Genomic DNA, 22,790 nt, shown 5'->3' on the forward strand with positions numbered 1-22,790 from the left:
CCCGTGTCCGAAGCACCCGAAACCGAGACCCCCGCATCGCCGGCCGCGCCCCCCGCGCTGCCGGTGGTCCACGTCATGACGGGTCTGCCGGCCTCCGGGAAGACCACCGCCGCGCGCGCCCTCCAGGCGGAGTCCGGCGGTCGGATGCGCCGCGTCAACCTCGACGACCTGCGGGCCATGCTCGACGTGCCCGACCCGGAGCGCGCGCGTTCGTACAAGCACGAGCAGACCGTGCTGGACATCCAGGACGCGGCCGTCAGCGCGGCCGTCGAGGGCGGCTTCGACGTGGTCGTCGACAACACCCACCTGACCTCGTACATCCCCAAGCGGCTCAAGGCGGCCGTCGCGGGACGGGCCACCTTCGTGGTGCACGATTACACGGACGTGCCGGTGGAGGAGTGCCTGCGGCGCGACGCCGCGCGCGAGCGGCAGGTCGGCGAGGAGATCATCCGGATACTCGCGGACAAGCACGCGAAGGCCAGGAAGGGCGGCTGGCGGCTCACCGCGGACTGGTTCAACGACCAGCCGGACGTGTCGCCGTACGTCCCCGACCCGGCACTGCCCACGGCGGTGATGTGCGATATCGACGGCACGCTCGCGATGACCGGCGACCGCAATCCGTACGACTTCTCGCGCTGCGGCCTGGACACGCTGAACGCGCCGGTGCGCGACGCGCTGGACTCCTTCCGCCGGGCCGACGGCGACACCATCGTGCTGCTGTCCGGGCGGGGCGAGGAGCACCGGGAGCCGACCGAGTCCTGGCTGCGGGAGCACGAAGTCCCGTACGACGAGCTGTGGATGCGGGGAGCGGGCGACACGCGCCGTGACGACATCGTCAAGGCGGAGCTGTTCAACGCGCACGTGCGGGGCCGGTACGCGGTCCGGGTCTCGCTGGACGACCGCGACCGCGTGGTGGCCATCTGGCGCCGCATGGGGCTGGCCACCTGGCAGGTCAACTACGGCGACTTCTAGGACGGCGGCCGCGGCGACTTCTCGTACGACGGCCACCGGCCCGCTCGCCATACTGGGGAGATGGACGAGCCGAACGTACTGATCGTGGACGGTGCCAACGTCGTCGGGTCGGTGCCGGACGGCTGGTGGCGGGACCGGCGCGGCGCCGCCGAGCGGCTGCGCGACCGGCTGGCGCTGCGCGACGAGGGCGAGGAGATCGTCCTCGTCGTCGAAGGCGCCGCGCGGGGCGTCGCATCGGTGCCCGGCGTACGGGTGGACGAGGCGCCGGGCAGTGGCGACGACCGGATCGTGGAGCTCGCGGCCGGGTACGCGGGGAGCGGCGGGCGCGTCGTGGTCGTGGTCACGGCCGACCGTGAACTCCGGACACGGCTACGGGCGTACGGTGCGCGGTGCGTGGGACCGCGGACCGTACGCCCGCAAGCGTAGGACCGGCCGCCGTATCACGGCGGCGGGGCGGCTACGAGCGGCAGTACTTGACCTCGCCGAAGTTCTTGACGTAGCGGGCGGCGACCCAGTTGTCGTCGCGGTCCTTGGCGGCCTTCGGGGTCATCGCGCCGTTGCGGTCCTCGTCCATGACGTCCTCCTGGTCACGGTCCTTGAGCAGGTACCAGATGTTGTTGCCGTCGACCCGCTCGCCGCGCGTCTTGCACTCGATGACGACCTTCTCGTGCGGGTGCAGCCGGCCCACCTTGTGGGAGTGGGTGGTCGGCTTGCTGCGGACGGTCAGCGGGCCGCGCGAGATGACGACGCCCCGGGCGTGCTTGCGCTTCCCGTACTCGTCGTCCCCGCCGAAGCCGTTCTCGTCGTGCTCGTCGTGCTCGTCGACGGGCGTCGTCAGGACCGGGCCACGGGGCTCCGATCGGTCGTCCGCGACGGCCGTGCCCGCTCCGACCAGGCCGAGTACCAGGCTTCCGGCGGTGAGGGCGAGGATGGTCCTGGTGGGCTTCAGCATGAGCCGGCTCCTCCGAAAATACGTCCGCCCGGCCGCGGCACGCGGCGCGGGCGGCAACCAGGCGGTTGCCAGGGACGACTATGGCGACGGAAGGCCGGGAGGTCCCGCTGACGCACCGTGACTTCGCCCGATATGCCCAATACGCCGAGTCCGCCCGGGTGTGCAACCCGGGTGCCCCGAAGCCCCGGCCCCCTGCTCCGGATGCGGGCACCGCGCGGGGCCGCCAGAGTGGATGCCATGGGTATCGAGGATTACGGCGGCGGCCCCGGCGCACAGCAGACCGGCGTCATGGTGGTGACGACGAACGACGTCCCCGGCTACCGGGTCGAGCAGGTCATCGGCGAGGTCTTCGGCCTCACCGTGCGCTCCCGCCATCTGGGCAGCCAGATCGGCGCGGGCCTGAAATCGATGATCGGCGGCGAGCTGAAGGGCCTCACCAAAACCCTGGTGGAGACCCGCAACCAGGCCATGGAACGCCTCATCGAACAGGCGAAGGCGCGCGGCGCGAACGCCGTGCTGATGATGCGCTTCGACGTGACCGACGCGGCCGACGTCGGCACCGAGGTGTGCGCGTACGGGACGGCCGTCATCCTGGTTCCGGCGAGCACCTAGAGGCCGTCCAAGCCGCCCTCCGGATCTTGCCCGGCCCGCCGGGAAGTTCCGCACGAGCACTCTTGGCGATCACCAGGAGGAGGCTCTAGCCTCCCGTGGTGATCCGCGAAGAATTCAAACGCATACCCGATGCCGGGACGGTCGCCGGGGCCGCGCCGTGACCGGCCCCCTCGACCCGCGCACCGCGGGACGCCGCTACGTGACCGCCTGCGTCCTGTACTGGTTCCCCGTGGGCCTGGCCGTCAGCCCGCTGATCCTGCTCTTCACCGAGCGCGGCATGTCCCTGGCCGCCGTCGCCGCGTTCTTCGTCGCGCACTCCGTCACCGCCGCCGTACTGGAACTGCCCACCGGCGGACTCTCCGACGTGCTCGGCCGCCGCGCCGTGCTGGCCGCCGCCGGCCTGCTCAACCTGACGGCCTTCGTCCTCCAGGGCCTCGGCACCGCGCCCTGGGTCCTCGCCCTCGGGATGGCCCTCATGGGTGCGGGGCGCGCGCTGTCCAGCGGGCCCGCCGAGGCCTGGTACGTGGACACGGTCCAAGCCCACTCCGGCCCCGACGCCGAACTGCGCACCGGACTGGCCCGCGGCGGCACCGCGGTCTCCGCCGCGCTCGCGGCGGGCACCCTGCTCGGGGGCGCGCTGCCCTGGCTGCTCGCCCGGGGCGACGGACTCGCCGCAGGGCTGAGCCGGGCGACCTCCGGGCTGGTGCTCCCGCTCTCCACGCCACCGCTGCTGGGCGCGGTGGTGGTGACGGCCTTCGTGCTGTACGTCCTCGCCGCGCTCCCCGAGCCGCCCCGCCCGCCGAGCACCCTGCGCTCCGTACTCCACGGCATCCCGGCCACCATCGCCGAGGGCGTACGGCTGGGCGGCCGCGACCCGCTGATCCGCCGGGTGCTGCTGAGCGCGGCGGCCGCGGGCGGCGCCCTCGCCGCGCTCGAACTGCTGACACCGGGCCGCGCCGCGTCGTTCACGGGGGCGCCCGAGTCGGGCGCGATGCTCTTCGCCGTCCTCGCCTGCGCCGGCTTCCTCTGCTCCGGGCTCGGCAACCACCTCGCGCCCCTGACCGCCCGGCTCGCGGGCAGCGGCGAACGCGCGGTCCTGGTGGGCCTGGGCGCCAGCGCGAGCGGACTGCTCCTGCTCGGCGCCACCGCGGTGGCCGCGGGCCCCTTCGCCCTGGCGCTCGCGATCCTCGGCTACGGCCTGGTGTACCTGGGCCTCGGCGCGGCGGGACCGAGCCAGAACGACCTCCTGCACCGCCGGGTGCCGAGCGCGGGACGGGCCACGGCGCTGTCGGTCCAGTCCCTCGCCCTGCAACTGACCGGGGCGCTCACCGGCCTTCTGGTCGCCCTGCTGCCGCGGGGCCCGCTGCCCTGGCTGACGGGGGGCGCGATGCTCCTGGCGGGCGCCCTGCTGTGGATCCGGAGCGGCGAGCCCGCGGCCTCGTACCCGACTCCCCGAGGGGCGGAGGGGGTCGAGCGGGTGTAGGGCGGGTGTAGGGGTGTCCTTCGGGCCGGGTGGGTGCGGCCTTCGGCCCGGGGCGGGCCGGGGCGGGCCGGGTGCGGTCGCGGCGCGTGCGCCCACCCGACCCACCCGTCACATAAGTCCAGGACGGGGTTCGGCTTTGTCCATGGGCCTGCCGGGCCGCGGTCCGCAGGCTGTCAGGTCAGTGAGCGGACCGCCGGCCTCCACGGTGTGCGGTCTTGTGCCCAGGAAGCGCCGACTCCCGGAGGTCCGATGCGAACCCCCCTCTGGCCGGCCGCAGCCGCGGTGGCCGGTCTCGTGGCCACCTTGGTCGTGGCCGTGCCCGCCACCCCCGCCGTGGCGGCCGGTCCCGTGACGATCACCTCGCCCGAGCTGTCCGTGAGCGTGGACAGCGCCTTCCCCCGCGTCATCAGCTACACCCGCACCGCCACCGGGGACGTGCTGAACGGCAACGAGGACACCATCGGCGCGATCGTCGTCAACGGAACCACCTACAACCCCACCGTCACCGCCACCCCCTCCGCCTCCGGCGTGGACTACGCGCTGGCCTTCTCCGGAGTGACCATCAGGTCCCGTCTCTCGGTGGCCGGGTCGGTGGTGGAGTTCAAGGTCACCGCGATCGAGGACACGACCGCCCTGCGCGTACGCAGCTTCGCCATCCCCCACCACAACCTGGTCAGCGTCCGCAGCAGCCAGGCGGGCGCCGCGCTCTCCACCGCGAAGATGCACACCGCCACCACCGGCACCGGGGACACCTTCACCCCGATCACGGCGAACACCCCGGTCGACGCCTCCGCCACGACCGTGATGTACGGCCTGGCCAACACCGGCAAGCTGGCCGCGGCCATCGACTCCAACTCGTACTACGACGCCCCCTCGGGCGCCACCGCCAACGAGAACGGCCGGATCAGCAAGCAGGTCACCGACAAGGGCACCTACCGCCGGGCCGGCTTGTGGAGCGGATCCTGGCTCTACCGGGCCTCGGGCGCCGCCGACACCGACACCGAGCCCCTGCCCTACGTCCGCGTCGCGATCACGGCCGACCGCAACGCCGACTCCACCGTGGACTGGCAGGACGCGGCGGTCGCCTACCGCGACATCTGGACCGCGCCCACGGGCTGGCAGCAGACCGCCGACCGGGTCGTGCAGCGCATCCCCTTCAACTTCGCCTCCGCGGCCACCCACCCGTTCGCCGAGACCCTCGACGAGACCAAGCGGGTCAACCTCGCCACCGACGGCCTCGGCCAGTTCGTCCTGCTCAAGGGGTACGCCTCCGAGGGCCACGACTCGGCCCACATGGACTACAAGAACATCGGCTCCAAGCTCGGCGGCGCCACCGACCTCAACACCCTCACCACCGTCGGCCACACCTACAACGCCGACTTCGGTGTCCACATCAACGCCACCGAGGAGTACCCGGTCTCGGCCACCTTCGACCCGGCGCACCAGACCGGCGGCCTCGGCTGGGACTGGCTCGACCAGTCGTACTACGTGGACACCCGCAAGGACGGCCAGTCCGGCGAGCGCCTCAAGAGGCTCCAGGACCTCAAGGTGGCCGCCCCCGGCCTGGACTTCCTCTACGTGGACGTCTGGTACGGCGACGGCTACCTCTCGCGCAAGCTCGAACGCGAGATCGGCGGCCTCGGCTACCAGCTCGCCACCGAGTTCCCCGCCTCCATGACCGGACAGTCCCTCTGGCACCACTGGGCCACCGACGTCAACTACGGCGGCACCGACCTCAAGGGCATCAACTCGAACATCGCCCGCTTCATCGCCAACCACACCAAGGACGACTGGATCGCCGCCAACCCGCTGCTCGGCGGCGCGGAGATCACCGCCTACGAGGGCTGGCAGGGCAAGCGGGACTTCACCTCCTTCCTCACCACCACCTTCGGGACGAACCTGCCGACCAAGTACCTCCAGGAATCCCCGATCGTGAAGTGGACCGCGGGCGCCGTCACCCTCGCCAACGGCACCACCGTCACCACCTCCGGGAACACCCGCAAGATCACCACGGCCGGGCGGACCGTCCTCGACGGCTCCGCCTACCTGCTCCCGCGCGACGGCAAGCTCTACCACTGGAACGACAAGGCCGCCTCCACCACCTGGACCCTGCCGGCCGGCTGGTCCTCGCCCAAGCTGTACAAACTGACCGACACCGGCCGTCAGCCGGTCGGCGACCTGGCCGTCACCGGCGGGCAGGTCACCATCAACGCCGCCGCCAGGACCGCCTACGTCGTCACCAACGGCGCCGCCCCCGCCCAGGCCGACCCGAACTGGGGCGAGGGCGCCCCCGTCAAGGACCCCTCCTTCTTCTCCGGCAACCTGAACGCCTGGTCCGTCACCGGGACCGGCGCCGCCGTCACCCGCAACGCCCAGGGACAGAACGAGCTCACGATGGCCGCGAGCACCGCGCCCGCCGTCTCCCAGCAGCTCACCGGGCTCACCCCCGGCACCCACGCCGCCTCCGTCTGGGTCTCCACCCCGGCCGGACGCGCCGCCACCCTCACCGTGACCCCCGCCGGAGGCACGGCCGTCTCCGTCTACGCCGACTCCTCGACGCTGACCAACAACCTCGGCGGCAGCGAGAAGAACGGCACCAAGATGCAGCGCATGAAGGTGCTCTTCGACGTGCCGTCCGGCCAGTCCACGGCCACCCTCAAGCTGTCCGCGGTCGCCGGATCCGGCATCGTCCACCTGGACGACGTACGGGTCGTCCGTTCCGCCCGCACCCCGCTGAACGGCCACTGGTTCACCGAGGACTTCGAGAACGTCGACGCGGGCTGGGGCCCCTTCGCCTTCGGCGGCGCCGGCGGCTCGGCCACCGACCCGCGCACGCACATCGCCCAGCGCAACGCCCCGTACACCCAGGCCGGATGGAGCGGAAAGCTGGTCGACGACGTGATCAGCGGGCAGAACTCGCTGAAATCGCACGAGGAGCGGCAGGGCCTGGTCTACCGCACCCTCCCGCAGACGCTGCGGCTGGCGCCCGGCCGCTCGTACAAGGTCACCTTCAGCTACGAGAACGGCTTCAGCGGGGACTACCAGTTCGTCACCGGCTCCGGCAGCACCGAGACGGCAACCGCGCTGAACCAGGCCCGGACGGCCACCACCTTCACCAAGACCTTCACCGCGGGGACCGACGCCTGGATCGGCGTACGGAAGGTCACCGGCGAAGGCTCCCACAACGAGGCCGACTTCATCCTCGACGACCTCGCCGTCGACGACCTGGGCACCGGGAGCGGCGGCGAACTCCTCGTCCCGCAGACGCAGATGAGCGTCAAGGCCGTCGACAGCCAGGAGACCGCCGGGGAGAACGGCGCCGCGGCCAACGTGCTCGACGGGGACAGCGCCACCATCTGGCACACCCAGTGGTACCAGGCGACCGCCCCGATGCCGCACGAGATCACCCTCGACCTCGGCGCCTCCTACAACGTCTCCGCCCTCCACTACCTGCCCCGGCAGACGCAGAGCAACGGGCGCATCGCCGACTACCAGGTCCTCACGTCCACGGACGGGGTCACCTGGGGGACGGCGGCCGCTTCGGGATCCTTCGCCAACACCACCGCGCAGCAGGACGTCGCCTTCACGGCGCGCACAGCGCGCTACGTCAAGCTCAAGGCCACGAGGGAGGTTTCGGGCAACCCGTGGACGGCGGTCGCGGAACTCAACATCGGCTACCTGCCGTGACGCCTTCGTGCGGTGTCGGGGCCGACGACGGCGGCGGCTCCGGCAGCTCCGGGGGCGAAGGCTCCTGGGGCAGCGGGTGCCACCGCGCCGACTGCTGCTGCACCGCCTGCTGTCGGCGGAACCGGACGGGCGCCACGCCCACCCGGCGGCTGAACAGCCTGCTGAAGTAGGCGGCGTCCTCGTAGCCGACCCGCCGGGCGACCCCGGCGACCGGCAGGTCGGTGCGGGCCAGCAGCTCCTTCGCCCGGCTCAGGCGGATACCGAGGAGGTACTCCTTGACCCCCTCCCCGGTACTGCCCCGCACGGCCCCGCGCAGTTCGGGGAGGGTCATCCCGAGCCGGGCGGCGTGCTCGGCCACCGATATCGGCAGCAGCGCGTCCCGGGCGAGGGTGTCCATCACGGTGTCCCCGTGCCGCGACACCCCGGCCCGGGCGTAGCGCAGCGCGACGAGCAGCCCGTGCACGGCCGCGGCGGCCTCCACCTCCAGCAGGGGGCCGCCCAGCCGGGCCGCCCGTACGATCCCGTCGACCACGTGCCGCACCCCGGCCGTGCCGCTGAGCGGTACCAGCGGGCGGTCGGGGGTGACGTAGCCGAGGTCGGTGTACGCCTCCACGCTGTGGCCGGCGAAATCCACGAAGCACTCGTCCCAGCCCGTCTGCGGATCGGGGCCGTAGTGGTGCTCCACCCCGGGCACGAGCCACAGCAGCGCCGGGGCCGTCACCGGCTGCGGGGCCCGCCCGCCGTGGCTGAACCAGCCCCGGCCGGCGCAGACCACCACCGCGACGTGGTGGTCGAGCACGCGCGGCCCGACCACCGGCAGCACGCCCTGCTGCACCCCCACCCCGAGACACACGAGCCCGAGCCGGCGGTGGTTGGCGGTCGGCGAGAAGTACCGCATCCAGCTGCTGTACGGAGGCGTTGCCATCTGCGGATTGTGATCCACAACGCGGGGCCTGCTCAAGGGGCGGCGGGCTCATGGGCGTTACGAGGCTTTCGCGCGGCCGGCGCGGCCGGGGTGGCTCGCGCGGCCGGCGCGGGCATTGTGGCCGTCGGCCCGCCCGGGGCCCGCTCCGCCCGGAGTCCGACCGCCAGCCCGGCGACCACCACGGCCAGGCCCAGCCACACCGCAGGCCCGGGCACTCCGCCGCCGGTGGCGGCGCCCGCGCCCGCCGCCGCGAGCGGGGCCACCCCGGTCAGCAGCCCGGCCCGGCCGGAACCCACCGCGGCCACCGTGCGGTACCAGAGCAGGAAGGCCACGGCTGTCACCATGACGGCGAGGTAGCCCGTGGCCGCCCACTGGCGCGGGCTCACGGTCACGAGCTCCGAAGGCCCCTCGACGCAGACGGTGAGCACCGCCAGCATCACCGCGCCCATCCACACCGCGTGCAGCGACACCCCCCACGCTCCGTGGCGCCGCAGCACCGGCACCGCGAGCAGCGTGAAGCCGGCCTCGCAGCCCAGCGCCAGCGCCGCCCATCCGACACCGGCCGCGTCCGTCCGGCCCGTTCCCTCCACCAGGACGGCGCCGGCGACCACCACCGGCGCGGCCAGCAGTACCCGGCGGCTGGGCGTGCGGCCCTCCATCAGCGGGCCGACCACCCCGAACAGGACGGGGACGCAGGCCACGGCGACGGCGATCACGGCCGGCTCGGCGTGCGCGACGCCCCGTACGACGGCCACGTTGAACAGCACCAGCCCGGTCGCGGCGACCCCGGCCAGCCACAGCCACTCCCGGCCGCGCGGCACGGTGATCCGCACCCGGGCGAGGCGGGCCAGGCCGAACAGGAGCAGCGCGGCCATCGTGTAGCGAACGGCCTGCACCCCGAAGAGCGGGGCGTCCACGAGGGAGCGGGAGACGGTGACGCTGCTGCCGACGAGTGCCATGCCGGCGACACCGGGGGCGAGGTCCCGCAGCTGCCGGGACGAAGGGGGTGAGGGGTGCGAAGGGTGCGAAGGGGGTGAGGTGTTCATATCGTCGAGCCTGGCGCCACAATGGACCGGTGGACAGGTCCAAAGAGAGCGATATCCAGGGGTCCGTAACGGCACGTGCCGAAGCGGCGCGGTCCGAAGCGACGGGGTCGGACTTCCTCCAGTTGGACATCGGCCGGGCCCCGGCCGGCGGCCGCACCGACTGGCTCGCCGACCGGCTCCGTACGGCCATCGCCGACGGCACGCTCGCCGTCGGCAGCCGCCTCCCGGCCAGCCGCGTCCTCGCCGCCGAACTGCGGGTCTCGCGGGGGCTGGTCACCGAGGCGTACCAGCGGCTGGCGGAGACCGGCCAGGTGGCCGGCCGCGGCCGCGCGGGGACGGTCGTGGTGGCCGCACCGGTGACCGGAGGGCAGCCCCCGTCCGGGCCCGCGCGCTCCGCGCTCCCGGACCCGGCCGGCCCGTTCGGCACGAGGGCGCGGGGCGCCCTCGTCGACGCGCTGCGCGCGGCCCCGGGCCGGATCGACCTCTCGCCCGGGGCGCCGGACCTGGCCGCGTTCCCGCGCACGGCCTGGCTCCAGGCGGAACGCCGGGTCCTCGCCGAGCTGACCCCTGCCGACTTCGGCTACGGGAACCCGCAGGGCACTCCCGCGCTGCGCGAGGCCATCGTCGGCTGGCTCGCCCTGAACCGCGGGATCCGGGCGGACCCCGGCGAGGTGGTCGTGGTGGCGGGCGTGGCGCAGGCGCTCGGACTGCTGGCACAGGTGCTGCGCGCGGAAGGCGTACGGCAGGTGGGGGTCGAGGACCCCGGCTCGCTCGGGACGCGCCGGCAACTGGAACACGGTGGCATGCGCATCCTGCCCGTACCGGTGGACGCGGGCGGCATCGACACCGCCGCCCTGGCGGCCGGCCCGGCCCAGGCGGTGGTGCTGACCCCGGCGCACCAGTTCCCGACCGGGGTCGTCCTCGACGGAGAACGGCGCCGCGAACTCCTCGGCTGGGCGGCCGCCGGGGGAGTCGTCATCGAGGACGACTACGACGCCGAACACCGCTACGACCGCGCCCCCGTCCCCGCCCTGCGGGCCCTGCTCCCGGAGGCCGTCTGCTACACCGGCAGCGTCTCCAAGCTCCTCGCCCCCGCCCTGCGACTGGGCTGGCTGCTGGTCCCGCCCCGCCGGCTGGACGCCGTGATCGAGGCCAAGCGCTACGCCGACCTCGGCAATCCCGTCCTCGCCCAGCTGGTGCTGGCCCGGCTGATGGCCTCGGGGGAACTGGAGCGTCACCTGCGCTTCGTACGCCGTCGCCACCGGGCCCGCCGGGACGCGATGCTCCGCGCGATCGCCGCCGAACTGCCCGGCGCGCGCGTGCACGGGGCCGCGGCCGGGCTGCACCTGATGGTCACCTTCGACGGCGATGCCGCCGGGGCACCAGCCTTCGACGACACGGCCCTCGCCGCCGCGGCCCTGGAGCTCGGGGTCAAGGCGCACCCGCTGTCCTGGCACCGGATGACCCCGGGCCCGGCGGGCCTGGTGCTCGGCTACGCGTCGGGCACGGTGGGGGAGATCGAGGAGGGGGTGGCCGTCATCGGTACGGCCCTGCGGCGGCTGCGGGAGGCACGGGGCCGGCGGGGGTCGCGCCGGGTCTGAGCGGGCGGCGCCAGGGGCCGCGAAAAGTTTTTCCGGAACGGCGGCAACCTCCCGGGCACTCGCGCGTCGTGCGGGGGTGAAGGGCGTGATCCCGCGCCCCCGCAGCCGACCGTGGAGAACCACCGTGAAGAACCTGAAGCGCGCCCCGCTGTCCGTCCGCAGGGCGGCGGGTCTCGCCGTCGCCGCCGCCGGGGTGGCCGTCGCGCTGGCCGGGCCGGCCTCCGCCGCGCAAGGGGCGTCCGCCTCGCCCACCGTGGCCGCGCCCGCGCCCGCACCGTCGACGGCCACGCCGAGCACCGCGCCGAGCGTGGTCCCCTCGGCCCCCGCGCCCTCGGCGAGCCTGCCTCCGGGCACGAAGCCGAGCGCGTCCCCCAGCCGGCCCCCGACCGCGACCCCCAGCGCCGCCCCGACCGCGGTCCCGAGCGCCGCCCCGAGCGCCGCCCCCGCCTCGCCCGGCGGTCCCGAGCTCGCGCATACTGGCTCCTCCGCCACCAACGCCGCGCTCGGCGCCGGGGCCGCCGTGCTGATCACCGCCGGGGCCGCGACCCTGTACGCCGTGCGGCGCCGCGCCAACGGCTGAGGACCCCCGTGCTCCACCTCGTACCGTCCATGGGCCCCACCGCGACCGGTTTCGACCGGCCGCGGCGGGGCTTGTGGTCGTTCCTGCTGCGCCGCGAGCGCTCCTCCGCGCCGGCCCCGCCCGCGCCGTCGGAGCCGTACCGGCACGGGTACACGTACGGCCATCCCTCCGAGGGAGGCGGCCCGCCTCCCACCGTGACCGAGCTCTACCACGCCCACCGGCTGAAGATGGTCCGGCTGGCGGTGCTGCTGGTGGACGATCTCGGCACCGCCGAAGACGTGGTGCAAGACGCCTTCACCGCCCTGTACCGGCGCCACGGCGAGCGGATCACCGAGGTGGACAACGCGCTGGGCTACCTGCGCACCGCCGTCGTCAACACGGCCCGGTCCGTGCTGCGCCGCCGCCGGACCGCCCGCGCGTGGACCCCGCAGGCGCCCGCCGACGTACCCTCCGCCGAAGCGTCCGTGGTCCTCGACGAGGCGCACCGCGAGGTCCTCGCCGCGTTGGGGCGGCTGACCCCGAGGCGGCGGCAGGTGCTGGTGCTGCGCTACTGGGCCGACCTCAGCGAGGCCGAGATAGCCGAGACGCTGGGGATCAGCCGGGGGGCGGTCAAGTCGAACGCGAGCCGTGGGCTGGCCGCGCTGGAACGGATTCTGGAGGGGCGGATATGACGCGTGGGCAGGAGCCGCCCGCGGGGCCGGGCAGGGAGCCGGCCGAGCGGCCGGTGGAGTACCGGCTGCGGCAGGCCCTGGACGCCCGCGCGGCCGGGATCACCGTGCGCGAACTGCGCCCGGCGCAGCCGCCGGGGCCCGGGGTGCGACGCCTGCCGTGGGCCCGGCCGCGCGGTTTCACGCTGCCGTTGGCGGGGCTGGCCGCGGCCGCCGCGGTGGTGGTGGGGTACGCCGTACTGGCGCCGGACGCTCCGGTCCGCCCGGGGCCGGTACCGGTGCCGCCGGCCGCGCCGCCGTCGCCCACGCCGACCGGCGCTGTTCCGGGACCGGTCCCGTCCGATCCGTCCCCGTCCGTTTCCCCGTCGCCGCTTTCGCCTTCGGCCGCGCCCACGAGCTCGTACACGTCCACCGTGCGCCCGTCGCGGGCGCCGGAGGCCGGTACGGGTGCGCCACGGCCCAGTTCTTCCGCCTCCGCTCCGTCGTCCCTGTCCCCGTCCCCGTCGCGGGCCTCGCCCTCGGCCTCGTCCCCGCCGCCCACGGCTTCACCGGGCCGCCGCTGACGGGGGCGGGGGCCGGAACGGGGCGCCACGCGGCCCCAACCGTGCGCTGTCGGAGCCGCGTTGGCCGCACCCTTGGATCCTCTCGAAGACTTCGGACAGGGGGCGCGGGATGTGGCACGTGGTGTCGTCGGGCGGGGTGCCGGCGGGGGAGAGGTTCGACTGGTACGCCGACATCATCTCGCGCGAGGTGATGCCGGCCGCCCTCAGCGGCGAGCGGCCGGCCGAATTCCAGGGCGAGGCGGCCGTGGCGGACCTGGGGCCCCTGCGCGCGTCCAAGTTCGCTCTGTCGCCCCTGCGTTCGCGACGGACCCCCGCGCTGATCCGGCGCGGTGATCCGGAGCAGTACCAACTGGCCCTGCTGCGCACGGGCGTCACGCCGAGCGTCCGGGCCCGGATCCGTCGGCGCCGCCTCTAACAGTGCCGCGCCGACCTGGGCCGGCCCGAACTCGCCGCCCACCGGGTGCAGTCCATCGCCGCCCGCTGGGGCTTCGGCGGACCCGTGGTCTTCAGCCGCTCCTTCCGCGAGGCGTACGGGCTCACGCCCTCGGAGTACCGCGCGCTGAGCGCCGGGGGCCCACACCGAGACAGCGCTTAGGCTCGTCCCATGAACGACAGCACCCACGGCATACGGATCCGGCCCGGCGGCCCGGCGGACGTACCGGCCGTTCTGGACATGCTCGACTCCGCGGTGGCCTGGATGAACGCCCGCGGGAACACCGAGCAGTGGGGGACGGTCCCGTACTCGCGCATTCCCGGCGGGGTGGAGCGGGTCCAGCGGTACACGACCGAGAACTCCCCGTACCTCGCGGAGCTGGACGGGGTGCCCGTCGGGGCCCTGGTGCTGGACTCCGGGCCCAGCCCGAAGATGCCGATGATCGAGCCGGCCGGGGAACCCGAGCGGTACGTCCGGCTGCTGGTCTCCGACCGGCGCCACGCGGGCCTGGGCATCGGCGCCGCGCTGCTGGCCCGTGCCGTGGAGGAGACCAGGCGGGCCGGCGTGGAGCTGCTGCGGGTCGACTGCTGGGCGGGCGGTACGGGCGAACTGGTCGCGTACTACGAACGCAACGGCTTCACCCGCACCGACCGCTTCCTCTCCGGCACTTGGCCGGGCCAGGTACTGGCCCAGCGGGTCTAGCTTCCTACCGGAGCCGGTGCCGGTGCCGGAGCCGGTGCCGGTGCCGGAGCCGGAAGGGCACCCGCTTCTCCTCGCCCTTCTCCGGGGTGAACCAGCCGGAGACGCTCGCCGAGAGCGGGTTCAGGACGCCGGGGTGTTCCGTACGGCGGCCACCAGCAGGGCGAGCTCCGGATTGCGTGCCGCCTCGTCCAAGGCCTCGCGCAGGGCGGTGTCGTTGGTGGGCCGGGCCGCGGCCAGGAGCTCCAGACCGGCGGCGCTGACTTCGGTGTAGATGCCCCGGCGGTCGGTGTCGCACAGGTAGCGGCTGAGCAGCCCGCGGTCCTCCAGCCGGCTGACCAGCCGCGTCGTCGCGCTCTGGCTGAGCACCACCGAGTCCGCGACCTGGTGCATGCGCAGGTGCCCGCCCGGGCCGCTGTGCTGGCGGCTGAGCACGTCGAGCAGGGAGTACTCGCGCACGCTCAGGTCGTGTCCCGCCTGGAGCGCGCGCTCGATGTGCGTCTCGATCCGCCCGTGCAGGAGGGAGAGGGCGCACCAGCCCTGGGAGAGGGCGGTGAGTGCGCTGTCCGTGGCCGTCATGGGCTCCTCCTCGAAGGCGTGTGAGTCCAGGATAGGGCACGTCTGCAATTGCCCACGCTTGCAAATATCCCGCGTCTGCAATTAATGTGGACGCAGGCAACCCGCCGTGGTCAATACCAGGCCGCCCGCCCCGCCCAGCCCCGCCCAGCCAGGGCCCTGTCGGCCCGGACCCCGCGGACACCGGCCGCGCAGCACACGCACCCTCCCCTTGAAGGGCACCCCCCTCATGCCTCTCGCACTCCTCGCACTCGCCATCGGCGCCTTCGGGATCGGCACCACCGAATTCGTGATCATGGGTCTGCTTCCCGAGGTCGCCGGCACCTACGGCGTCTCGATCCCCACCGCAGGCTTCCTCGTCACCGGCTACGCCCTCGGCGTGGTCCTCGGCGCCCCGCTGATGACCGTGCTCGGCACCCGCATCCCGCGCAAGCGCATGCTGATGCTGCTCATGGGCCTCTTCATCGTCGGCAACGTGATCTCCGCGCTGGCCCCCGCCTTCGGCGTCATGCTCGCCGGGCGGGTCGTGGCCTCCCTCGCCCACGGCGCCTTCTTCGGCATCGGGGCGGTCGTCGCGGCCGAGCTCGTCGCCCCCGAGAAGAAGGCCGGAGCCATCGCCATGATGTTCACCGGCCTCACCGTGGCCAACGTCGTCGGCGTCCCGCTCGGCACCCTCGTCGGCCAGCACCTCGGCTGGCGCGTCACCTTCCTGGTCGTCGCCTCGCTGGGCCTCCTCGGCCTGCTCGGCATCGCCCGGCTCGTTCCCGACCTGCCGCGCCCCGAGGGCGTACGGATCCGCCACGAGCTGGCCGCGTTCCGCAACGTCCAGGTGCTCCTGGCGATGGGGATGACCGTCCTCGGTTTCGGCGGGGTCTTCGCCGCCATCACCTACATCACCCCGATGATGACCAACGTCGCCGGATTCGCCGACACCTCCGTCACCTGGCTCCTCGTCCTCCTCGGCCTCGGCATGGTCGCGGGCAACCTCGTCGGCGGCCGCTTCGCCGACCGCGCGCTGATGCCGATGCTCTACACCTCCCTCGGCGCGCTCGCCGTGGTCCTGGCCGCCTTCACCCTCACCGCCCACACCCGGACCGGCGCCGCCGTCACCCTCTTCCTCATCGGGGCCCTCGGCTTCGCCACCGTGCCGCCGCTGCAAAAGCGCGTCCTCGACCAGGCCGCCGGCGCCCCCACCCTGGCCTCCGCCGTGAACATCGGCGCCTTCAACCTCGGCAACGCCCTCGCCGCCTGGCTCGGCGGGCTCGTCATCGCCGCCGGACTCGGCTGGACCGCCCCGAACTGGGTCGGCGCGGCCCTGGCCGCCTCCGCCCTGGCCCTCGCCCTGGCCTCCGGCGCGCTGGAACGGCGTACGGGGAACCGCGCGGGCGGCGAAGACGGCAGCCGGGTCGTCGCGGCCGGCCCCCCGGCGGCGACCGCCGCCGTCCCGGCCCACCACTGATCCACCACCCCACCCACCTCGTCCCGGCCTGCACCCCCCACATCCACACATCCCCAGATCACAGGAGACCCGCATGTCCACCCCCACCCCCACCCGCACCGCCGTCGCCCCTCTGACCACCGCGGACGCCGAGACGCTGGTCGCCGCCGCCACGGCCGCCGCCGAAGCGGCCGGGGTCGCCGTCAGCGTCACCGTGCTCGACGCGGGCGGCCACCCCCTCGCCTTCCGGCGCGACGACCGGGCCGTCCTGATCTCGGGCGAGACCAGTACCCGCAAGGCCTTCACGGCTCTGCAGCTGGACGCCCCGACCGCCGATCTCGTCGACGCCGTCCAGCCCGGCGGCCCCTTCCACACCCTGCCCACCGCCCTGGACCGGCCGCTGCTGTTCATCGCGGGCGGGCTGCCGGTCCACCGCGACGGCCGGCTCGTCGGAGCCATCGGCGTCGGCGGCGGAGCCCCGGCCCAGGACCACGGGTTCGCCGAGTCGGCCCTCGGCACGCTCGCCTGATCCTCCGCCCGGGTCGCGCACCGCAGTCCCCCGTGCCACGTTGGTACGGGGGAAAGGTGAATGATGCCGCAGACGAAGCAGTACGCGCGGAGCCACGTCATCGCGACGGCGACAGTCGCCGCGCTGGTCACCCTTGCCGCCGTCCCCGGCTGTGCGTCCGGCACGTCCGGCCCGGGGGAGGCACGCGCCCCGGCCGCCGCGAGCACCCCGGCGGGCGCGACGGCCCCCGACGCCACTCCAGCCGCCACGCCCTCCACCCCGCAGGCCCCGGCGCCCTCGCCGACGTCGGCCTTCCCGCTGTCCACCGCCCCGCGCACCGTCCCGGCCGTACGGGAACACGTGCCGGCCCGCGGCCCCGGGTGGCGGCCCGGACCCGAGGCGCGGGTCGTCGTACCGCCGGCCGACAGCGCGGCCCTGGCGGACGAGGGCAAGCTGCTGGCCGGGGAGCTGCGCATCGGATTCGCCGAGTCGGCCACCCCGCGCAAGGGCGACGTGGAACTGTCCCTCGGGTCGAAGGGCTCCGGCGCGCCCGAGTCGTACACCCTCACCGTGCGCGACGGGCAGGTCCGGATCACCGGACCCGACCAGGCCGGGGTGTTCTACGGCACCCGCACCCTCAAACAGGAGGTGAGCGGCGGCCGTTCGGCCCCCGAAGGCACCGTGCGCGACGCCCCGGCCAAACCACAGCGCGGGCTCAACCTCGACATCGCCCGCAAGCACTTCACCCCGGACTGGATCGAGGACCGGCTGCGCGAGATGGCCGACCTGAAGCTCAACCAGCTCGGCCTGCACTTCTCCGACGACCAGGCCTTCCGCATCGAGTCCGACACCCACCCCGAGATCGTCTCCACCCCGCACCTCACCAAGGCGCAGGTCCGCGGGATCACCGCGCTCGCCGCCCGGCTGCACATCACGGTCGTCCCCGAGATCGACTCGCCGGGCCACCTCGGCGCGGTCCTGCGCGCCTACCCCGGGCTGCAACTGCGTGACGTGCAGGGCAGGGCCGTCAAGGGAGCGGTCGACATCGCGAACCCGGCCTCGGCGAAACTCGTGGACGAACTCCTGCGGGAATACCTGCCGTTGTTCCCCGGCGCCCTGTGGAACCTGGGCGCCGACGAATACCAGGCGCTGGTCTACCGCGATCCGCAGACCTCCTTCCCGCAGCTCACGACCGCCGCCCGGCAGCGCTACGGGCCCACCGCCCGGGTCCAGGACCTGGCGACGGGCTGGCTGAACGACCGGGCGGACGTGGTCCGTTCGGCGGACCGGGCACCGGCGGCCTGGAACGACGGCTTCTTCACGGGCGGGCTCGCCCAGCCCGCCCGGGACATCCAGGTCGAGTACTGGACGGGCAAGGAGAACGGCGCCCGGCCGCCGCTGGAATACCTGCGGGAGGGCCGCAAGGTCGTCAACCTCAACGACGAATACCTCTACTACGTGCTGGGGCAGCCGAACCAGTTCACGTACCCCGACGGCCGGCGCATATACGAGCAGTGGACCCCGCTCGTGCTGCGCGGCACCGCGGCCGTGCCCGCGCGGTACGCCGGGCAGATCCTGGGCGCGCGGCTCGCCGTCTGGTGCGATCTGGCCGGAGCGCAGACCCAGGCCCAGGTCGCGGCCGGCATCCGGCTCCCGCTCGCCGCGCTGTCCCAGAAGGTCTGGGACTCCCGCACCCCGGCCCTGGACTGGCCGGCCTTCAAGGCCCTGGCAGACCGGCTGTAGCGTCCCGGCGTCCCGGCGTCTCGGCTGCCGAAACCCGCTGGCCGGGTCCCGGCCGCTTTGCTTGGATGCGGGCATGAACGACGACGACACCGACACCGACACCGCGCTGCCCTCGCCCGAGGGGCATGAGATTTCCACCGACCCCGACCGCCTCGACCGGGAGCTGATCCACCGGTGGCTGTCCGGGGACGCCTACTGGGCCCTCGGGCGGAGCCGGGAGAAGCAGGAAGCCGCCATCGAGGGCTCGCTCAACTACGGGGTCTACGACTCCGTGTCCGGCGTCCAGGTGGCCTACGCGCGCGTCATCACCGACCGTGCCACCTTCGCCTGGCTCTGCGACGTGTACGTGGACCGGGGCGTACGGGGCAAGGGGCTCGGCACCGCCCTGGCGGGGGCGGTACGGGACCACCTCGCCCCGTACGGGCTGCGCAGGATCCTGCTGGCGACCGCGGACGCCCACGAGGTGTACGGGACGGTCGGGTTCGAGCCGCTCGCGGCCCCGGAGAAGTGGATGGCCCTCGGCGAGCAGTAGGGCGCCGAGGGGCCCAGGTGTACGCCTACCAGATGGAGTTGACCCACTCCGGGTGGTCGATGAACGGGTTCCGGTTGTGCTGGTAGGTGTCGTAGATGACCTGGTTGCGGCGCTGCTCGAAGGCGTCCGGCGGGTCCTGCAGGTTCCACTGCTTCAGGACGCTGATCTTGCCGAAGAGGGGCGCGCTGCCGTTGTTGACCTTGTCGTTCATCTCCAGGTCGGCGAAACCGTCACCGCCGTCGTAGCGCACGGCCATGTAGAGCAGCATGCGGGCGACATCGCCCTTGACCGCGTTGCGCGGCTCGAAGGAGTCGGCGTCGGTGAGGCTGCCCGGGGCCTCGGAGACCGGGCCGCCGCCCAGGTCGAAGTCCTTGTTCCCGCGGGTGCTGTTGACGGTGACGTCCTCGGGCCTGAGGTGGTGCAGGTCGGTCCCGGGGCCGGTGGCGGTGCCGAAGTCGCCGTGGCTCTTGGCCCAGACGTGCTCGCGGTTCCAGTCGTTGACGCCACCGCCGTTGGTGGACTTGGACTGTGAGCGGCCCGAGTAGACCAGGATGACGTTGTTCGAGTTCGCGGGGTCCTGGTCGGTGACCTTCAGGGCGTTCCACACGCCGTCGTACGTCACCTTGGACTGGGTCTTGATGATGTTGTGCAGCGCCGTCTTGAGCGCGGCGCCGGTCTTGCCCTCGGCGGCGGCGTAGTAGGTGTCGACGGCGGAGGCCGAAGCCGCCGTGGGGGCGGCCTCGTTCTGCTGGCCCGCCGAGGCGGAGGCCGGGAGCAGTATGAGGGACACGGCCGCGAGGCCGGCTGCCCAGGGAGTAAGGCGCGAGATTCTCATCACGTGGGGGTACCTCTCCACACGCACCGCTCCCGCCCGGGGAATTGGCGGGGCATCAGGTGGCAGAGCGAGATTCACATTGTCATGTGCCCTACAGGTAAAAAGCACGTGTCGGGAGGCAGGATTTTCTACGCGCGTCATCCGGGTGATTGGCGCAAGAATCCCTATGCAGGGACGGTCGGCGCGGGCACGGTGACGGAGGCCACACCGTGAACAGCCCTACCAGGAGCAGCCCATGGCACCGAAGATCCTCATCGTGACCGGCGACGCGGCGGAATCTCTGGAAGTCCTCTACCCCTACCAGCGCCTGCTCGAGGAGGGGTACGAGGTCCACATCGCGGCGCCGGCGGTGAAGAAGCTGCGGTTCGTCGTACACGACTTCGAGGACGGCTTCGACACCTACACCGAGAAGCCCGGCTACACCTGGCCCGCGGACATCGCCTTCGCCGACGTGGACCCGGGGGAGTACGCGGCGCTGGTCGTACCCGGCGGACGCGCCCCGGAGTACCTGCGCAACGACCCCGAGGTGCGGCGGATCCTGGCGGCCTTCGCCGGTTCCGACAAGCCGATCGCGCAGATCTGCCACGGCCCCCTGATCACCGCCGCGGCCGGCGCGCTCGACGGCCGCCGGGTCACGGCCTATCCGGCCCTGGAACTGGACATGAAGGCGGCCGGCGCCGAGTTCGAGGACTCCGAAGCCGTGGTCGACGGCACGCTGGTCTCGGCCCGGGCCTGGCCCGACCACTCCGCCTGGATGCGGGAGTTCCTGACCGTCCTGCGCGTCAAGGCCCCGGTTTCCGAAGGGTGAGCTTCGTCGTCCCCTTGTGAATGATCCTGCCAGGGGGCTGCCGGGGAGCAATCGGTGTGGTGGGGTGTGTGCGAGTCAACCCACCTGTTGCACACGGTAGTTGAGAGGATCAGTCATGACGGGGAGAATAGGACGGCGCGGGTTCCTCGGTGCGGCCGCGGCGCTGGGAGGCGCCGCGCTCGTCGGTACGGGGGCACCGCTCGCCCAGGCACGGGAAGTCCCGGCGCGGCAAGCGGTCCGGCCGCAGCGGCCCGACACGGTGGCGATCCCGGCGGGCTTCCAGCCCGAGGGGATCGCCGTCTCCGCGCACGGCACGGCCTACACGGGCTCGCTGCTCGACGGCTCGGTCTACCGCTTCGACCTCGCCACCGGCGCCGGGCGGATCATCACCCGGGGCGAGGGTCCCATGTCGGTGGGGCTCAAGCTCGACCCCTACGGCAGGCTGCTGGTCGCGGGCGGTGCCAGCGGGCAGATCCGGGTGGTCGACGCCCGGGACGGTCGAGTTCTGGCCACCCACCAGGCCGCGACCGGCACGGCCTTCGTCAACGACGCCGTCGTCGGCTGCGGCGGTGCCTGGTTCACCGATTCCTTCGCGGACGTCCTGTACTTCCTGCCGCTGGGCCGGGACCTGACCGGCCCCGGCGCGGCGCCCCGGGCCCTGCGGCTCGGCGGCGAGTGGGACCCGGTCCCGCCCGGCGGCGCGTACTGGGGGGCCAACGGGATCGAGCGGACCCCCGACGGCCGGGCCCTGCTCGTGGTGCAGGACACCGCCGAGGCGCTGTTCCGGGTGGACCCGCGCACCGGCGCCGCCACCCGGACCGTGCTCGACGGCGGCTCCGTGGGCAACGGCGACGGACTCGTGGTGCACGGGCGGACCCTGTACGTCGTACGCAACTGGGCTTATGCCGTGGACGTGTTCACCCTGAGCGGGGACGGCCGCCGGGCCCGCTTCGCCAAGCGGATCACCGACCCGCGCTTCGACGAGCCGACGACGGCCGCGGTGTACGGCGGCCGGCTCTACGTGGTCAACGCCCGCTTCGACGCCGACTGGTCGGACCCGGCCACCGCCTCGACGGTCGTCAGCTGCCCGTTGTGATGGCCGGCGCGGCCTCGTACTTGTAGTCCGGGCCGAAGTTCTTCTTCACGGCCGCTTCCCAGGTGCCGTCCTCGACCATCTTGCGGATCGCGTTGTTGATCTTCACCTGGAGCTCGGTGTTGCCCTTCTTCATGCCGATTCCGTAGTTCTCGCTGCTCAGGCTCAGCCCGATCAGCCGGAACTTGCCCTCGTTCCCCTTGCGGGCGGTGTAACCGGCCAGGATGGAGTTGTCCGTGGTCATGGCATCGACCAGGCCCTCCTTGAGGGCGACGACGCATTCGGAGTAGCCACCGAGCTCCAGGAGGCTCGCCTTGGGGGCCAGGTTCTTCCTGACGTTCTCCGCCGAGGTCGAGCCGGTCACCGAACACAGACGCTTGTTGGCGTTGTTGAGGTCCTCGGCCTTGGTGATGGTCGGGTCGTCGGCGCGGACCATCAGATCCTGGTGCGCGAGGAAGTACGGCCCGGCGAAGTCGACCTTCTGCTTGCGCTTCTCGTTGATCGAGTAGCTGGCCGCCACGATCTCGACCTCGTTGTACTCGATCAGGAGCTCGCGGTCGTTGCTGAGGACCTGCTTGAAGGCGATCCGGTCCTTCGGGTAGCCGAGCTCCTTCGCGATGTACGTCGCCACGTCCACGTCGAAGCCGCTGAAGCTGCCGTCGGGCTCCCGCATCCCGACGCCCGGCTGGTCGAACTTGATGCCGACGGAGAAGGTCCCCTGGTCATCGTCACCGCCACACGCCGATGCGGTCAGGGCGAGACCGATCACTGCGGCGATGGCGCCGGCCTTGGGAACCTTCATGCTGCACTCTTTCCTGGGGTACGCGGATACGCGGGTCACGGGCGGGCGGAGCCGCGCGGGAGCGCGCGGAGCGCACCGGGACCGGGCCGGGGCGCGGGGAACCGCGGAGGCTGGTGGACGCGTATATGAGGAAGCTAGGAACTCGTCGGGCGCAGTGTCACGACATCTGAGCAAAGCTTGAGGGTAACGATCCGGAACGGCGGCAGATCCTGCGGCGAATCCGGCTTTGAACAG

24 protein-coding genes are annotated in these 22,790 nt (G+C 73.1%); 18 read left to right on the top strand and 6 right to left on the bottom strand.

Annotated elements, in window-relative coordinates; all coding sequences use genetic code 11:
• The first annotated feature begins 3 nt into the window (after nt 1-3).
• Nucleotides 4-972 (top strand): phosphatase domain-containing protein, encoded by a 969-nt coding sequence (locus OG247_RS38820; protein ID WP_327256657.1) that lies wholly within the window; start codon nt 4-6, stop codon nt 970-972.
• A 60-nt stretch (nt 973-1,032) separates the two neighbouring features.
• Nucleotides 1,033-1,398 (top strand): NTP pyrophosphohydrolase, encoded by a 366-nt coding sequence (locus OG247_RS38825; RefSeq protein WP_327256658.1) that lies wholly within the window; start codon nt 1,033-1,035, stop codon nt 1,396-1,398.
• Between the two features lie 31 nt (nt 1,399-1,429).
• Here OG247_RS38825 and OG247_RS38830 read toward each other — a convergent pair whose 3' ends face one another.
• Nucleotides 1,430-1,924, bottom strand: coding sequence for a hypothetical protein (locus OG247_RS38830; RefSeq protein ID WP_327256659.1), 495 nt, complete (start codon nt 1,922-1,924; stop codon nt 1,430-1,432).
• A 237-nt stretch (nt 1,925-2,161) separates the two neighbouring features.
• On the opposite strand from OG247_RS38830, the gene OG247_RS38835 reads away from it, so the two are divergent.
• The 3 genes from OG247_RS38835 (at nt 2,162) to OG247_RS38845 (ending at nt 7,706) form a co-directional block, all read left to right on the top strand.
• On the top strand, nt 2,162-2,536 hold the full coding sequence (locus OG247_RS38835; RefSeq protein ID WP_243332358.1) for a YbjQ family protein: 375 nt from the start codon (nt 2,162-2,164) through the stop codon (nt 2,534-2,536).
• Between the two features lie 157 nt (nt 2,537-2,693).
• The gene (locus OG247_RS38840) at nt 2,694-4,019 is read left to right on the top strand and encodes an MFS transporter (RefSeq protein WP_327256660.1); all 1,326 of its coding nucleotides are present in this window, start codon (nt 2,694-2,696) and stop codon (nt 4,017-4,019) included.
• Nucleotides 4,020-4,268: 249 nt separating this feature from the next.
• Nucleotides 4,269-7,706: an endo-alpha-N-acetylgalactosaminidase family protein gene (locus OG247_RS38845; protein ID WP_327256661.1), complete on the top strand. Its 3,438-nt coding sequence runs from the start codon at nt 4,269-4,271 to the stop codon at nt 7,704-7,706.
• Here the strand turns inward: OG247_RS38845 and OG247_RS38850 are convergent.
• Nucleotides 7,684-8,631 (bottom strand): helix-turn-helix domain-containing protein, encoded by a 948-nt coding sequence (locus OG247_RS38850; protein ID WP_327256662.1) that lies wholly within the window; start codon nt 8,629-8,631, stop codon nt 7,684-7,686. The genes OG247_RS38845 and OG247_RS38850 overlap by 23 nt on opposite strands.
• 32 nt (nt 8,632-8,663) lie before the next feature.
• The gene (locus tag OG247_RS38855; RefSeq protein WP_327256663.1) at nt 8,664-9,677 is read right to left on the bottom strand and encodes a DMT family transporter; all 1,014 of its coding nucleotides are present in this window, start codon (nt 9,675-9,677) and stop codon (nt 8,664-8,666) included.
• Nucleotides 9,678-9,706: 29 nt separating this feature from the next.
• On the opposite strand from OG247_RS38855, the gene pdxR reads away from it, so the two are divergent.
• The 7 genes from pdxR (at nt 9,707) to OG247_RS38890 (ending at nt 14,224) form a co-directional block, all read left to right on the top strand.
• Nucleotides 9,707-11,278 carry a MocR-like pyridoxine biosynthesis transcription factor PdxR gene (gene pdxR, locus OG247_RS38860; RefSeq protein WP_327256664.1) on the top strand — a complete coding sequence of 524 codons (1,572 nt, stop codon included), beginning with the start codon at nt 9,707-9,709 and terminating at the stop codon, nt 11,276-11,278.
• A 124-nt stretch (nt 11,279-11,402) separates the two neighbouring features.
• A complete protein-coding gene (locus OG247_RS38865) occupies nt 11,403-11,858 on the top strand; it encodes an LPXTG cell wall anchor domain-containing protein (protein ID WP_327256665.1) in 456 nt (151 codons plus the stop codon).
• A gap of 29 nt (nt 11,859-11,887) precedes the next feature.
• Complete coding sequence (locus tag OG247_RS38870; protein ID WP_442813691.1) at nt 11,888-12,529, top strand: SigE family RNA polymerase sigma factor; 642 nt, start codon at nt 11,888-11,890, stop codon at nt 12,527-12,529.
• A complete protein-coding gene (locus OG247_RS38875) occupies nt 12,526-13,089 on the top strand; it encodes a hypothetical protein (RefSeq protein WP_327256667.1) in 564 nt (187 codons plus the stop codon). Before OG247_RS38870 ends, OG247_RS38875 begins: the two co-directional genes overlap by 4 nt.
• A gap of 109 nt (nt 13,090-13,198) precedes the next feature.
• Nucleotides 13,199-13,504: a hypothetical protein gene (locus OG247_RS38880; protein WP_327256668.1), complete on the top strand. Its 306-nt coding sequence runs from the start codon at nt 13,199-13,201 to the stop codon at nt 13,502-13,504.
• A 15-nt stretch (nt 13,505-13,519) separates the two neighbouring features.
• A complete protein-coding gene (locus OG247_RS38885) occupies nt 13,520-13,684 on the top strand; it encodes a helix-turn-helix domain-containing protein (RefSeq protein WP_327257785.1) in 165 nt (54 codons plus the stop codon).
• A gap of 9 nt (nt 13,685-13,693) precedes the next feature.
• On the top strand, nt 13,694-14,224 hold the full coding sequence (locus tag OG247_RS38890; protein ID WP_327256669.1) for a GNAT family N-acetyltransferase: 531 nt from the start codon (nt 13,694-13,696) through the stop codon (nt 14,222-14,224).
• A 120-nt stretch (nt 14,225-14,344) separates the two neighbouring features.
• Here the strand turns inward: OG247_RS38890 and OG247_RS38895 are convergent, their stop codons facing one another.
• Entirely contained in the window at nt 14,345-14,800 is a 456-nt protein-coding gene (locus tag OG247_RS38895) for a MarR family winged helix-turn-helix transcriptional regulator (protein ID WP_327256670.1), read from the bottom strand.
• A gap of 226 nt (nt 14,801-15,026) precedes the next feature.
• Here OG247_RS38895 and OG247_RS38900 point away from each other — a divergent pair, with 226 nt between their 5' ends.
• The 4 genes from OG247_RS38900 to OG247_RS38915 all read left to right on the top strand — a co-directional run bounded on the left by OG247_RS38900 (nt 15,027) and on the right by OG247_RS38915 (nt 19,018).
• Nucleotides 15,027-16,256: an MFS transporter gene (locus OG247_RS38900; RefSeq protein WP_327256671.1), complete on the top strand. Its 1,230-nt coding sequence runs from the start codon at nt 15,027-15,029 to the stop codon at nt 16,254-16,256.
• 73 nt (nt 16,257-16,329) lie between these two features.
• Nucleotides 16,330-16,764, top strand: a complete 435-nt coding sequence (locus OG247_RS38905; RefSeq protein ID WP_327256672.1) for a GlcG/HbpS family heme-binding protein — start codon at nt 16,330-16,332, stop codon at nt 16,762-16,764.
• A gap of 60 nt (nt 16,765-16,824) precedes the next feature.
• Entirely contained in the window at nt 16,825-18,486 is a 1,662-nt protein-coding gene (locus OG247_RS38910; protein ID WP_442813526.1) for a family 20 glycosylhydrolase, read from the top strand.
• Nucleotides 18,487-18,559: 73 nt separating this feature from the next.
• Nucleotides 18,560-19,018 carry a GNAT family N-acetyltransferase gene (locus OG247_RS38915; RefSeq protein ID WP_327256673.1) on the top strand — a complete coding sequence of 153 codons (459 nt, stop codon included), beginning with the start codon at nt 18,560-18,562 and terminating at the stop codon, nt 19,016-19,018.
• Nucleotides 19,019-19,043: 25 nt separating this feature from the next.
• Here OG247_RS38915 and OG247_RS38920 read toward each other — a convergent pair whose 3' ends face one another.
• Nucleotides 19,044-19,853 carry an endonuclease I family protein gene (locus OG247_RS38920; RefSeq protein ID WP_327256674.1) on the bottom strand — a complete coding sequence of 270 codons (810 nt, stop codon included), beginning with the start codon at nt 19,851-19,853 and terminating at the stop codon, nt 19,044-19,046.
• A gap of 235 nt (nt 19,854-20,088) precedes the next feature.
• Here OG247_RS38920 and OG247_RS38925 point away from each other — a divergent pair, with 235 nt between their 5' ends.
• Entirely contained in the window at nt 20,089-20,661 is a 573-nt protein-coding gene (locus OG247_RS38925; protein ID WP_327256675.1) for a DJ-1/PfpI family protein, read from the top strand.
• 115 nt (nt 20,662-20,776) lie between these two features.
• On the top strand, nt 20,777-21,757 hold the full coding sequence (locus OG247_RS38930; RefSeq protein WP_327256676.1) for an SMP-30/gluconolactonase/LRE family protein: 981 nt from the start codon (nt 20,777-20,779) through the stop codon (nt 21,755-21,757).
• Here OG247_RS38930 and OG247_RS38935 read toward each other — a convergent pair.
• Nucleotides 21,741-22,556 (bottom strand): glutamate ABC transporter substrate-binding protein, encoded by an 816-nt coding sequence (locus tag OG247_RS38935; RefSeq protein ID WP_327256677.1) that lies wholly within the window; start codon nt 22,554-22,556, stop codon nt 21,741-21,743. The two genes, OG247_RS38930 and OG247_RS38935, sit on opposite strands and share 17 nt — an antisense overlap.
• Between the last annotated feature and the right edge of the window lie 234 nt (nt 22,557-22,790).

It is taken from the genome of Streptomyces sp. NBC_01244 (assembly GCF_035987325.1).
GTDB lineage: Bacteria > Actinomycetota > Actinomycetes > Streptomycetales > Streptomycetaceae > Streptomyces.

What these genes read in the sequence shown, in the direction of transcription:
- OG247_RS38825 (WP_327256658.1), top strand. Translation starts at nt 1,033, where the DNA reads ATGGACGAGCCGAACGTACTGATCGTGGACGGTGCCAACGTCGTCGGG.
- OG247_RS38830 (WP_327256659.1), bottom strand. Translation starts at nt 1,924, where the DNA reads ATGCTGAAGCCCACCAGGACCATCCTCGCCCTCACCGCCGGAAGCCTG.
- OG247_RS38835 (WP_243332358.1), top strand. Translation starts at nt 2,162, where the DNA reads ATGGGTATCGAGGATTACGGCGGCGGCCCCGGCGCACAGCAGACCGGC.
- OG247_RS38845 (WP_327256661.1), top strand. Translation starts at nt 4,269, where the DNA reads ATGCGAACCCCCCTCTGGCCGGCCGCAGCCGCGGTGGCCGGTCTCGTG.
- OG247_RS38850 (WP_327256662.1), bottom strand. Translation starts at nt 8,631, where the DNA reads ATGGCAACGCCTCCGTACAGCAGCTGGATGCGGTACTTCTCGCCGACC.
- OG247_RS38855 (WP_327256663.1), bottom strand. Translation starts at nt 9,677, where the DNA reads ATGAACACCTCACCCCCTTCGCACCCTTCGCACCCCTCACCCCCTTCG.
- OG247_RS38870 (WP_442813691.1), top strand. Translation starts at nt 11,888, where the DNA reads ATGGGCCCCACCGCGACCGGTTTCGACCGGCCGCGGCGGGGCTTGTGG.
- OG247_RS38875 (WP_327256667.1), top strand. Translation starts at nt 12,526, where the DNA reads ATGACGCGTGGGCAGGAGCCGCCCGCGGGGCCGGGCAGGGAGCCGGCC.
- OG247_RS38880 (WP_327256668.1), top strand. Translation starts at nt 13,199, where the DNA reads ATGTGGCACGTGGTGTCGTCGGGCGGGGTGCCGGCGGGGGAGAGGTTC.
- OG247_RS38890 (WP_327256669.1), top strand. Translation starts at nt 13,694, where the DNA reads ATGAACGACAGCACCCACGGCATACGGATCCGGCCCGGCGGCCCGGCG.
- OG247_RS38895 (WP_327256670.1), bottom strand. Translation starts at nt 14,800, where the DNA reads ATGACGGCCACGGACAGCGCACTCACCGCCCTCTCCCAGGGCTGGTGC.
- OG247_RS38900 (WP_327256671.1), top strand. Translation starts at nt 15,027, where the DNA reads ATGCCTCTCGCACTCCTCGCACTCGCCATCGGCGCCTTCGGGATCGGC.
- OG247_RS38905 (WP_327256672.1), top strand. Translation starts at nt 16,330, where the DNA reads ATGTCCACCCCCACCCCCACCCGCACCGCCGTCGCCCCTCTGACCACC.
- OG247_RS38910 (WP_442813526.1), top strand. Translation starts at nt 16,825, where the DNA reads ATGATGCCGCAGACGAAGCAGTACGCGCGGAGCCACGTCATCGCGACG.
- OG247_RS38915 (WP_327256673.1), top strand. Translation starts at nt 18,560, where the DNA reads ATGAACGACGACGACACCGACACCGACACCGCGCTGCCCTCGCCCGAG.
- OG247_RS38920 (WP_327256674.1), bottom strand. Translation starts at nt 19,853, where the DNA reads ATGAGAATCTCGCGCCTTACTCCCTGGGCAGCCGGCCTCGCGGCCGTG.
- OG247_RS38925 (WP_327256675.1), top strand. Translation starts at nt 20,089, where the DNA reads ATGGCACCGAAGATCCTCATCGTGACCGGCGACGCGGCGGAATCTCTG.
- OG247_RS38930 (WP_327256676.1), top strand. Translation starts at nt 20,777, where the DNA reads ATGACGGGGAGAATAGGACGGCGCGGGTTCCTCGGTGCGGCCGCGGCG.
- OG247_RS38935 (WP_327256677.1), bottom strand. Translation starts at nt 22,556, where the DNA reads ATGAAGGTTCCCAAGGCCGGCGCCATCGCCGCAGTGATCGGTCTCGCC.